Source organism: Photorhabdus sp. RM96S (genome assembly GCF_042879335.1).
In the GTDB taxonomy this organism is placed as follows: Bacteria; Pseudomonadota; Gammaproteobacteria; order Enterobacterales; family Enterobacteriaceae; genus Photorhabdus; species Photorhabdus kayaii.
The window spans coordinates 50,827-62,628 of sequence record NZ_JBHFKT010000022.1 but is presented as its reverse complement, the minus strand read 5'-3'; the positions used below and the strand labels follow the sequence as shown (position 1 = coordinate 62,628).

Sequence of the window (11,802 nt, the reverse complement as noted above, 5' to 3'; positions counted from 1 at the left end):
ATTAAAATTAAGTATCCGATCTCTAACTATTAATCAGTTTATGTTACACCGTAATAAAATGTCACCAAATTAACCTTCAATTTTATCTAGTCATATTAAAATAGGGTTATCTCTTGAATAGATTCTGTGGGAAATTCACTACCTGTAACGTTGGTCATTTCAAATTCGAGAAATCACACAGCAAATTAATAAACGCGCCAAAAAATACTTGACACACCAATTTCGTTCCAGTTTACTAGTACACAAGTGAAAGCGATATTGTCTTGTATCCCATCTTATATCAATACTAAAGAGGCACTGAAAATGGCTGTATTTATGATGTCTATCCGTTGGTGGCATAACTTCCCAGTAAGGGCGGTATGGTCACGCACATAAATCAACAGTGCCAAATTACCAAAACCCGCCTAATCAGCGGGTTTTTTTATATGCATAACTTATTGACAGGACGAAAAAATGACGGATAAACAACCAAAAATCACAGTAATTGAGCAGGAAACCGCTTACCAACCTGATCCTACGCGACTATTCAACCAACTCTGCGGTGAGCGACCAGCAACTTTATTGCTAGAATCTGCGGAAATTAACAGCAAAAAAAACTTAAAAAGTCTGCTAATTATCGATAGTGCCTTGCGCATCAGTGCCAACGGCAATCAGGTTACTTTTGACGCTTTAACAGAAAATGGCCGAAATTTATTACCCATTTTGGCCAACAAATTTTCCAGCAACGTCCAATCTGAAATAACACACAATACTCTTCAAGTGATTTTCCCACCAATCAATCACAATATAGATGAAGATAATCGTCTAAAAGCGGTATCCGTATTTGATGCACTGCGTGCCCTGCTTTCTTTGGCGGAAGAGCCGTCAACATACAATTCGTCAAGCGCAGAAGCGATATTCGTTGGCGGCCTTTTTTCCTACGATCTGGTGGCCGGATTTGAACCATTACCCGCAGTAAAAACTGTTCAACGCTGCCCTGATTTCTGTTTTTATCTCGCAGAAACGTTATTGGTGATCGACCACCAGAACAAAAATGCACGCTTGCAAATCTCTCTTTTCAGTGATTCTCAAGCAGAAGAACAACGCCTTAAGCAACGATTAAAAACATTAGTGGCGCTCATTACCAAACCCATTGAACCAGTACAACAAATCTCTCTGCCAACCATGAAAGTTTCATACAATCGGGATGACTCGGCCTATGCAGAAATGGTGGCGCAATTACAACAATACATCCGCCAGGGGGATATCTTTCAGGTAGTGCCATCAAGACGCTTCTTTTTGCCCTGCCCGGCACCGCTTCATGCTTATCAAAAACTTAAGTACCACAATCCAAGTCCCTACATGTTTTTCATGCAGGATAAAGATTTCTGTCTGTTTGGCGCATCTCCCGAAAGCGCGCTTAAATATGATGCGTCCAATCGCCAAATTGAAATCTACCCGATCGCCGGCACACGTCCCCGTGGGCGCAATGCGGCTGGCGAGCTGGATGCGGATCTTGACAGCCGGACCGAACTGGAGATGCGAACAGATCATAAAGAATTAGCCGAACATCTGATGCTGGTCGATTTGGCCCGTAATGACCTGGCCCGCATTTGTGAGCCGGGCAGCCGCTATGTCGCGGATCTGACAAAAGTCGATCGCTACTCTTTTGTTATGCATCTGGTCTCCCGCGTCGTGGGGACATTACGCCATGATTTAGACACCTTTCATGCCTATCAAGCTTGTATGAATATGGGTACCCTCACCGGCGCGCCGAAAGTACGCGCAATGCAACTTATCGCTCACTATGAAAGCGAACGCCGTGGCAGTTACGGTGGTGCTGTCGGTTATTTCACCGGCAAAGGGGATATGGATAATTGCATCGTTATTCGCTCTGCTTACGTGGAAGACGGCGTAGCAACTATTCAGGTTGGCGCCGGTATCGTACTGGATTCCGAACCTTTAGCAGAATCCGAAGAGACTCGTAACAAAGCAAGAGCAGTCATTCGTGCAATTATTGAGGCTCATCAGGCAGAGGAGACTTTCTAATGGCAAATATTCTTCTGCTCGACAACGTGGATTCATTCACCTATAACCTCGTCGATCAATTGCGTAATCATGGTCATCAGGTTGTTATCTATCGCAATACTGTTGCTACTGAAATGATTATGCAGCAATTAAGAATGCTCTCCTCTCCGCTATTGATGCTTTCACCGGGACCGGGTAAACCATCTGACTCCGGTTGTATGCCTAAATTACTCCAACAAGTCATCGGCAAAATCCCAGTGATCGGCATCTGTCTTGGGCATCAAGCCATTATTGAAGCTTATGGTGGAAAAATTTCTGCTGCTGATGAAATCCTACACGGCAAAGCTTCTCTGGCAAAACACGATAATCAAGCTATGTTCGCTAATCTGGAAAACCCTCTACCCGTTGCCCGTTATCACTCTCTCATGGGTAGCCTAATTCCGTCTGAACTGACTATTTCTGCCCGTTGTGGCGACACCGTGATGGCAGTTCGCCACGATAAACATAAGGTTTGTGGATTTCAATTTCACCCAGAATCGATTCTCACAACTCATGGCGCTAAATTGCTTGAACAAACTCTGGTTTGGGCACTAAATTAAAAGGGAGATGAAAATGCAAGCTATTTTCAATAAATTGTTTAATGCGCAAACACTGACACAACAAGAAAGCCAGCAACTATTTGCCGCCATTATTCAAGGAGAATTAAGTGAACCACAACTCGCTGCTGTACTTATCAGCATGAAATTACGGGGTGAACAACCACAGGAGATTGCCGGTGCAGCCCAAGCATTATTGGCAAATGCCCTGCCATTTCCACGGCCGGATTACACTTTCTGCGATATCGTCGGAACGGGCGGTGATGGTGCGAACAGTATCAATATTTCAACCGCCAGTGCCTTTGTCGCCTCGGCTTGCCAGATTAAAATTGCCAAACATGGTAACCGCAGTGTTTCCAGCCAATCAGGTTCTTCTGATTTGCTGGCAGCGTTTGGTATCGCCCTTGACATCAGCGCGGAATGTGCTCGTAGCGCACTGGATGAAATCGGCATCTGTTTCCTATTTGCGCCACATTATCATCTGGGATTCTGTCATGCGATGCCGGTACGTCAACAACTGAAAACACGGACTATATTTAATATATTAGGTCCTTTGATTAATCCGGCACGTCCGCCATTAGCATTAATTGGCGTCTACAGCCCGGAACTCGTTGAACCTATTGCCCGCACCTTACTGGTTCTCGGCTATCAACGGGCAGCGGTTGTACACAGTGGTGGCATGGATGAAGTCGCACTGCATGCACCAACGAAAGTGGCAGAAATTAACGATGGAGAAATTATCCATTATCAATTAAATGCTGAAGATTTTGGTTTACAACGCCATCCAATGTCAGCACTAAAAGGAGGTTCACCCGTGGATAATCGTGAAATGCTCAGTTTATTGTTACAAGGACGGGGTAAGAAAGCCCATGCTGATGCCGTTGCGGCTAACGTTGCTCTGTTAATGAAAATTCATGGACAGGAAGATTTACGTCATAACACCCAACAAGCTCTCGAAACCATTCACAGTGGCCGAGCTTATGAACGAGTTATTGCACTTGCAACAAGGAGTTAATCATGCAAGCTACCATTTTACAGAAAATTGTTAATGATAAAGCCGAATATCTTATTAATCGTAAACAGCAACAACCATTGGAAAGTTTTATTAATGCTGTTGTTGCCAGCAACCGTCATTTTTATCAGGCACTAAACAGTGAACAGACCGTTTTTATTCTGGAATGTAAAAAGGCATCTCCTTCTAAAGGCGTCATTCGCCAGGATTTTGATCCCATTCAAATAGCGAAAATTTATCAGCCCTATGCAACGGCCATCTCTATATTAACTGATGAAAAATATTTTCAAGGCAACTATGAATTTCTTCGTTTAGTCAGTGATACCGTTCACCAGCCAGTATTGTGCAAAGATTTTATTATCGATCCTTATCAGGTTTATCTTGCCCGTTATTATCAAGCCGATGCGATTTTGCTGATGCTTTCTGTTCTTGATGATCAGCAATATATTACGCTGTCTGAACTGGCGCATAGCCTGAATATGGGCGTGCTGACTGAAATCAGCTCAGAGGAAGAGCGAGCCAGAGCAGTTGCATTAAAAGCTAAAGTTATTGGTATCAATAACCGTGATCTGAGAGATCTTTCTATCGATTTAAACCGTACCAAACAACTTGCGCCACAGTTACCGGAAGAAACCATTGTTATTAGCGAATCGGGTATCCACCAGCATCAACAAATTCGTGAGCTTAGTCATTATGCTAATGGCTTTCTCATTGGCAGTGCTTTGATGGCCCAACCCAATCTGGACTTAGCATTACGTCAACTGATTCTGGGTGAAAATAAAGTCTGTGGATTAACTCGCCCACAAGATGCGAAAGTGGCATTACAGGCAGGTGCTGTTTATGGTGGTTTGATATTTGCTGAACATTCACCACGTAAAATTAATATCCAACAGGCCCAACAAATTATCAATGCAGCAAATCTCAAATATGTCGGGGTATTTCAAAATCAATCATCTGCATTCATCAGTCATACCGCTCGTGTCCTTTCTCTGGCTGCGGTGCAACTCCATGGCGCCGAAGGCGAAGTTTATATTGAGGAATTACGAAAAACATTGCCTGAAAATTGTCAAATCTGGAAAGCGATTGATATGTCGAAAGATGAATTTCACACCAAAGCCAGAAATGTTGACCGTTATTTACTTGATAACGGCAAAGGTGGAACCGGCCAAAGTTTCGATTGGCAATTACTTGAAAAACAATCACTCGCCAACATCATGCTCGCCGGTGGATTAAATGAAGAAAATTGCCAACAAGCAGCAAAATATGGCTGTTGTGGACTTGATTTTAACTCTGGCGTCGAAAACGCACCCGGCATCAAAAGCAGTCATAAATTAAATAAAGTGTTTCAGCTACTACGCTGTTACCAATAAACAGCAATTTTCCGATTAATTACTGTTTTCCGATTAATTACTATATTTCGATTAATTACTATATACCCTATGGATTTCAAGATGCATCGCGACGGCAAGGGAACGAATCCCCGGGAGCATAGATAACTATGTGACCGGGGTGAGTGAGCGCAGCCAACAAAGAGGCAACTTGAAAGATGACGGGTATATTTCGATTAATTACGATGGACAAATAGAATGATGAGTAAGCTTAACCCCTATTTTGGTGATTTCGGTGGACAATTTGTACCACAGATCCTTATTCCAGCCCTTGAACAATTAGAAGCCGCATTTATTGCCGCTCAGCAAGATCCTGAATTCCAGCAAGAATTTCAAGATCTACTGAAAAATTATGCAGGCAGGCCAACGGCATTAACGTTATGCCGTAATCTGACGAAGGGCACCAAAACTCGCCTTTATCTGAAACGAGAAGATCTATTACACGGCGGTGCTCATAAAACCAATCAGGTACTTGGTCAGGCTCTATTAGCGAAACGCATGGGCAAAAACGAAATTATTGCAGAAACCGGCGCTGGTCAACATGGTGTAGCCACCGCCCTTACCTGCGCACTTTTAAATATGAAATGCCGCATTTATATGGGCGCTAAAGATGTGGAGCGCCAATCCCCTAATGTTTTCCGCATGCGTCTGATGGGAGCCGAAGTTATTCCGGTTCACAGCGGTTCTGCCACCTTAAAAGATGCTTGCAATGAAGCGTTACGTGATTGGTCTGGTAGCTATGATAAAGCCCACTATTTATTAGGAACTGCCGCCGGACCGCACCCTTATCCGACGATGGTCCGAGAGTTCCAGCGTATGATTGGCGAAGAAGCCAAATCCCAGATTCTGGCAAGAGAAGGACGCCTGCCCGATGCCGTATTGGCCTGTGTTGGTGGGGGTTCCAATGCCATTGGCATGTTTGCCGAGTTTATTCCTGAAACATCGGTCCGCCTGATTGGTATTGAACCTGCCGGGCTCGGTATCGAAACCGGTAAACATGGTGCGCCATTGAAACATGGCAAATTGGGTATCTATTTTGGTATGAAATCGCCAATGATGCAGACAGATGAAGGCCAGATTGAAGAATCTTATTCTATTTCCGCCGGTCTGGATTTCCCTTCCGTTGGCCCTCAACATGCTTATCTGAACAGCATTGGACGAGCTGACTATGTTTCCATCACCGATGATGAAGCATTAGAAGCATTCAAAACCCTTTCCCGTGAGGAAGGCATTATTCCAGCCCTCGAATCCTCTCATGCGCTGGCTTATGCTTTGAAAATGATCCATCAAGCTCCTGATAAAGAGCAATTACTGATCGTTAACCTATCCGGTCGCGGTGATAAAGACATATTTACTGTCCACGATATTTTAAAATCCAGGGGGGAAATCTAATGGAGCGTTACGAGCAGCTATTTAAACAACTGGAAAGCCGTAAACAAGGTGCTTTTGTCCCCTTTGTCACACTCGGTGATCCAACCCCAGAATTATCATTGAAAATTATTGATACACTGATTATCGGTGGCGCTGACGCTCTTGAGTTAAGTATTCCTTTTTCCGATCCGCTGGCTGACGGCCCGACAATTCAGAATGCTAATTTGCGCGCTTTCTCCTCAAATGTGACTCCCACGCTCTGTTTTGAACTATTAACAAAGATTAGGGCAAAATATCCTGATATTCCTATTGGTTTATTAATGTATGCTAACCTGGTTTTTCATCATGGAATAGATGAGTTCTACCGCCGTTGCAAAGATGCCGATATCGATTCAGTATTAGTTGCAGATGTTCCTATGTCAGAATCACGGCCATTCCGTACCGCAGCCATGAAACATGGGATTGCCCCCATTTTTATTTGTCCCCCCAACGCGGAAGATGAACTATTACGTGAAATTGCTTCTTATGGCCGCGGATATACCTACTTATTATCAAGAGCAGGAGTGACCGGTATAGAAAAACGAGGTGAAAAACCGTTAAATCATCTAGTCAATAAACTATGGGAATATCATGCTGCACCACCGTTACAGGGATTTGGTATTTCAGAACCTCAGCAGGTAAAAGAAACATTAGCGAGTGGCGCAGCGGGAGCCATTTCAGGATCTGCCGTCGTTAAAATTATCGAAGAAAATCTTTCTCAGCCAGAAATAATGCTGAAAGAACTGACTGAATTTGTATCAAAAATGAAGTCTGCCACGCATAATATTCCTCGTCCTTTAAAATCGCACAGCGATAAGTAATTTCTAGAGATTTGAAGGCTATAATAGCCTTCAAATTAAAAGAATAAAGATAATATGGATATGAAATAATTAAACATTATACCCTATGGATTTCAAGTTGTATCGCGACGGCAAGGGAACGAATCCCCGGGAGCATAGATAACTATGTGACCGGGGTGAGTGAGTGCAGCCAACAAAGAGGCAACTTGAAAGATAACGGGTATATAATTATTAAGGATACTTTGTCATGGGTCCTTTCAGGTGCGTTAATACCATTAGATGTGTTTGGTGATTTTTTAAAATCAATATTTAATTATATTCCATTTCAATATATTACCTATATTCCAGTTAAAATTGCAACAAATTCAATATCTATTTATTTTATATTTAATGGATTTTTAGTCATGATGTGTTTAATGATGATTTTTAATTTTATTTGGAATTATATGTTAAAATACAATCAAGGGTATAATGGTAATGTTTAGAGTTATATTTATTGGTTTTAAAAGTGGATTGTCAGAAGCAAAAAAAAGTCCATTAAATTTATGGTTATCCGCTTTTGTTAATTTTAGTTACTATATAGCACAAGCTTTTTTTTGGTATGCTATTTTAAACTCACAATCTTCAGGTTATATTTTATCTGATGGTTTTATTATTATATTTTTTACTACGGTATGTTTAGTCGATAATCTTTATCTTTTTTTATTTGGCAGAGGAAGCCTCTTGCTGGTTAAAAAAGTCAAGTCATTAAAGTTAGAACCTCATTTAACGCTACCTATAAACACTCAATTTTTATATGTCACTACAAATATTGCATTTGAGCATTTTTTATTATCATTCCTATCTTTAGTATTATTTTTTACTGTACATATTTACTTTGGCACTAATATTTTGTTGGTTTTTTTACATTTTATCATGGTATTAGAAGGAGTCTTAATACTTACTTCAATTACATGGATCATAAGAACAACAATATTTTGGACAACGTCATTAGTTAGTATTAAGAACTCAAATCCTTGTTTTAAAGTATTGGTGAGACCTGAACAATCTTTTCATGGTGTAGTTCGTTTTATTTTAATGTTCATACTTCCGTGTCTATTTATAACGGGTGTTCCAGCTTCAGTAGTAAGTGGAATAATGAGTATGAAATGGTTTTTTATTCAGACTCTGGTCACATTAATTTTAATTTTAATTTTAATTTTAATTTTTATAGCGAAATTGGTTTTTGATATTGGTGTTAAAAGGTATTCAAAATATATAACGTGAGGAAATGAAATGAAATTGGGAATCCAGTTCCGGTTACAAAAAATGGGGCAAAATCTGCCCCATTTTTTTATTAAAAGTGATAACCAACCCCAAACATAAATACCCACGGATCAAGCCGGGTATCAACTTTATATTGCTGGTCACCTGCTTTAAATTTCACATCTGTTTCAATGTTTACCCACCACACAGAGGCGTTCAACATCCAATTCTGATCTAACTCATAATCCAGACCAACCTGCCCCGCAACACCCCAGGAATCTTTCAAGTCCAGACTATGTAAGTTATTATCTTTAACAGCCGAATTACCATTGAATTTTTCGTTAAAGAAAGTGGTATAGTTAAGACCAACACCAACATAAGGGCGGAAACTACTTTCTTTAGAGCCGAAATAGTATTGCGCCATTAATGTCGGCGGTAGATGTTTTACTTTAGCAATATCACCAACACCCGGTAAACTTACCCGATGCTGGAAGGGTGTCCCTGCCAGTAATTCAAAACCAATATTATCGGTCATCATATAACTGAAAGTTAAACCCATCTGGGTATTATTATCCGCACTAAAAGAACCCACCCCCAATACATTATCAGAACCTGTATTAGGTCTTACTGTTGCAGTACCTGTGCGGAAAATAAAATCACCCGCTTCATGAGCAAAAGCGAATGAGGGTACTAAAGTTGCCGCTGCTAATACAAATGCAGAAATTTTTTTCATTATTCATCCCATTCCTGTGATTTAAAGTCAATCAAAATATACTCATATATTAGAAATTATGATCCAAGACAGATCACATCTTTCAAAGAATTTCAGTAAAACCGCATATCTATAATATTATTATTTCAATTAGGAATTATTTTAACTTGATCCAAATCAAAGTTTATTTATTATTAATCAGTTAGTAATCTTTTTACCATTCCGATGTTTTATCTTTCCTCTCATTATATTTCCATTATGTTTTAATAAGGTTAATTTTATGTTTATTTTTATCTTAAGAATATAATGTGAAGAATTTTTTTCTGTCATCAACAATCACAGCTAACCATTAATTTATCCGTATCATCTTGTTTCTACTATCCACGTTTCCCCATAACAAGGTACAATCATCCCCTATGTATTGTTGTTTAACCTGATAGGAGCTGTCTTCATGCCAATCACGGCGAATACCCTGTACCGTGACAGTTTTAACTTTTTCAAGAATCAACTGTTAAGTACCCTGACCCTGGCCGTTCTGGCGGCTCTGGTTACCACCTTATTGGGGCACCTGTTTATTCCTGACAGCGAACAGATGAAGTTGCTGACAGAAGCAGAATTCACGTTTGCCACCTCAGGCAAGGCCGGTATTCAAGAGCTGGTGTCTCAAATGACTCCAGAGCAACAATCAATGATCATGCGTGCGGGAATCGGAACCATTTTCTCAAGCATGATTGGTAGCGTGTTACTAGTTGGTGGTGTATTGACACTGGTTGCGGCAGTTTCAGCGGGAAATCGTATCTCTTCATTACAGGCAATTGGTTTATCAGCAAGCCAGTTACCGAAACTGTTCCTGTTACTGCTTATCTGCACCCTGCTAATTCAACTAGGCTTGATGCTTATGCTAGTACCAGGCATTATTTTGTCGATCGCACTGGCTTTATCACCCGTTATTATGACTGCCGAGCGTTGCGGCGTTTTTGCTTCTATAAAAATAAGCTGGAAACTGGCATTTGCTAATATTCGCCTGCTGGTTCCAGCAATTCTTTTATGGCTGACCGCAAGGCTCTTACTGGTATTTATTATTGATCGCCTAACATTCATTCACAGCGAGATGGCAGGGATTATTCTTGGTGTGTTTAATAACCTCATCTCAGCCATTTTGCTGATTTACCTGTTCCGGTTGTATATGCTGATTACCTCTTCACAACAAAAATCAATATAAAATAGCAATTCAAACAAAACCCCATAGTGATAAAACTATGGGGATAAACAGAATAAGCTGCTATACCCGTCATCTTTCAAGTTGCCTCTTTGTTGGCTGCTCTCACTCACCCCGGTCACATAGTTATCTATGCTCCCGGGGATTCGCTCCCTTGCCGTCGCGATGCATCTTGAAATCCATAGGGTATATATCTGGATTGAACTAAAACACAAAAAAATTCCCTGTTTTTCAACAGGGAATTCTATAGAAAAGAGAGCTAATTAAATATTAATTAGCGAATTTCGGTTAGAACCGATAACCAACACCAACTACCCAAGTGCCTACTTTAATGTCATTCAGTTTTGAATATTCATAGGATGTATCAATAGTCCAATTTGGCATAGGGTTAAACTGTAATCCCAGACCGTAGCCAATAGATGTTTTACTGTAACTCTCTGAATCAACAAAATCAGAGACCTTAACCTTTCCACGTGCAGCACCAACCATACCGTATGCACTAACATAGTCATTAAAACGATATGTAGGCCCCGCCATCAGAGAATAATAATCTATATCAGCTTTACCTACTTTTCGGCCATGGTCATAAAACTCGTACCCCAAATATGTATACGTAAATGAGCTGATAACACCCCAATTATTATCCAATTCGTAGCGGTATTTTAAGTTGAGGCCCTTTGGATGATCGTCAATCTTATCGTCTTTAAACTTTATATGACTCTGAGCATAACCACCCGAAATCGTGCTTTCACCGGCATTTGCCGCAAATGCAAATACAGATAAACCTGCTGCCACCACTGAAGCTACCAATGCTCTTTTCATTGAAAATCCCTAATATTGTATAAAATATAGAAAAGATTAATTACGAGGCGCGATTATTTATCAACAATCAATAGAAAACAACTCAATCCCGTTTGTTGTTAAGTTTCCGTTTAACAAGATAAAGTAATAACCGCTTTCCATCCTGAACAAGATAATCTTTCCATCTTAATCGGATATTTTTTGTGCTTATTAGCATTTCATCACTTCACTATTGAGATAAAAGCAAAAAAATTCCCTGTCTTACAACAGGGAATTTTGTCTAGAATAGATAGTGATAACTAATAAAGGAATAATCTTCAGATTACATGGCTAAACATGGACTAGCAATTTCAACTAAATAGATATATGGACACTAAACCAATACAAATCTATAAATAAGATGTTCTGGCAAAAAGTAGTCAAAAACATATATCCGGTTTCAATAATCCCTGATGAAAATCCGTACTCTGTGTCCTCATTATTTCGATAGCCTTTAAATAAACTATCTAACAAGCTAACAGAGAGTTGGTTCTAACATTACTTTATTATCTTCAGTCACTTAATGAGATTGCACAGATCGCAAAAGTTGGACTGAATTCCCTTTAAAGGAAC

The 11,802-nt window shown here is 40.3% G+C and carries 12 protein-coding genes and 1 other annotated feature; of the genes, 9 read left to right on the top strand and 3 right to left on the bottom strand.

The window, feature by feature from the left end; translation table 11 throughout:
- Positions 1-324 precede the first annotated feature (324 nt).
- Positions 325-425, top strand: a sequence feature (Trp leader region).
- Between the two features lie 28 nt (positions 426-453).
- The 8 genes from ACGF49_RS14655 (at position 454) to ACGF49_RS14620 (ending at position 8,479) form a co-directional block, all read left to right on the top strand.
- Positions 454-2,028, top strand: coding sequence for an anthranilate synthase component 1 (locus ACGF49_RS14655; RefSeq protein ID WP_228902888.1), 1,575 nt, complete (start codon positions 454-456; stop codon positions 2,026-2,028).
- Positions 2,028-2,606: a gamma-glutamyl-gamma-aminobutyrate hydrolase family protein gene (locus tag ACGF49_RS14650; RefSeq protein WP_113041354.1), complete on the top strand. Its 579-nt coding sequence runs from the start codon at positions 2,028-2,030 to the stop codon at positions 2,604-2,606. The genes ACGF49_RS14655 and ACGF49_RS14650 overlap by 1 nt, the downstream gene beginning before the upstream one ends.
- Before the next feature lie 13 nt (positions 2,607-2,619).
- Positions 2,620-3,618, top strand: a complete 999-nt coding sequence (gene trpD, locus ACGF49_RS14645; protein WP_113041353.1) for an anthranilate phosphoribosyltransferase — start codon at positions 2,620-2,622, stop codon at positions 3,616-3,618.
- 2 nt (positions 3,619-3,620) lie between these two features.
- The gene (gene trpCF / locus ACGF49_RS14640) at positions 3,621-4,985 is read left to right on the top strand and encodes a bifunctional indole-3-glycerol-phosphate synthase TrpC/phosphoribosylanthranilate isomerase TrpF (RefSeq protein WP_228902889.1); all 1,365 of its coding nucleotides are present in this window, start codon (positions 3,621-3,623) and stop codon (positions 4,983-4,985) included.
- A gap of 219 nt (positions 4,986-5,204) precedes the next feature.
- Positions 5,205-6,395 carry a tryptophan synthase subunit beta gene (trpB, locus tag ACGF49_RS14635; RefSeq protein WP_011146690.1) on the top strand — a complete coding sequence of 397 codons (1,191 nt, stop codon included), beginning with the start codon at positions 5,205-5,207 and terminating at the stop codon, positions 6,393-6,395.
- Positions 6,395-7,234 (top strand): tryptophan synthase subunit alpha, encoded by an 840-nt coding sequence (gene trpA / locus ACGF49_RS14630; RefSeq protein ID WP_228902890.1) that lies wholly within the window; start codon positions 6,395-6,397, stop codon positions 7,232-7,234. Before trpB ends, trpA begins: the two co-directional genes overlap by 1 nt.
- A 146-nt stretch (positions 7,235-7,380) precedes the next feature.
- Positions 7,381-7,698 carry an ABC-2 family transporter protein gene (locus ACGF49_RS14625; protein ID WP_387491607.1) on the top strand — a complete coding sequence of 106 codons (318 nt, stop codon included), beginning with the start codon at positions 7,381-7,383 and terminating at the stop codon, positions 7,696-7,698.
- A complete protein-coding gene (locus ACGF49_RS14620) occupies positions 7,691-8,479 on the top strand; it encodes an ABC-2 family transporter protein (protein WP_387491605.1) in 789 nt (262 codons plus the stop codon). The genes ACGF49_RS14625 and ACGF49_RS14620 overlap by 8 nt, the downstream gene beginning before the upstream one ends.
- Before the next feature lie 70 nt (positions 8,480-8,549).
- Here ACGF49_RS14620 and ompW read toward each other — a convergent pair whose 3' ends face one another.
- Entirely contained in the window at positions 8,550-9,191 is a 642-nt protein-coding gene (gene ompW, locus ACGF49_RS14615; protein WP_113041349.1) for an outer membrane protein OmpW, read from the bottom strand.
- 430 nt (positions 9,192-9,621) lie between these two features.
- Between ompW and ACGF49_RS14610 the strand changes: the two genes are divergently transcribed.
- A complete protein-coding gene (locus ACGF49_RS14610) occupies positions 9,622-10,392 on the top strand; it encodes a YciC family protein (RefSeq protein WP_113041348.1) in 771 nt (256 codons plus the stop codon).
- A 35-nt stretch (positions 10,393-10,427) separates the two neighbouring features.
- Here the strand turns inward: ACGF49_RS14610 and ACGF49_RS14605 are convergent, their stop codons facing one another.
- Both ACGF49_RS14605 and ACGF49_RS14600 read right to left on the bottom strand, forming a co-directional pair.
- Complete coding sequence (locus ACGF49_RS14605; protein WP_228901977.1) at positions 10,428-10,604, bottom strand: hypothetical protein; 177 nt, start codon at positions 10,602-10,604, stop codon at positions 10,428-10,430.
- A gap of 73 nt (positions 10,605-10,677) precedes the next feature.
- A complete protein-coding gene (locus ACGF49_RS14600; protein WP_113041347.1) occupies positions 10,678-11,211 on the bottom strand; it encodes an Ail/Lom family outer membrane beta-barrel protein in 534 nt (177 codons plus the stop codon).
- Between the last annotated feature and the right edge of the window lie 591 nt (positions 11,212-11,802).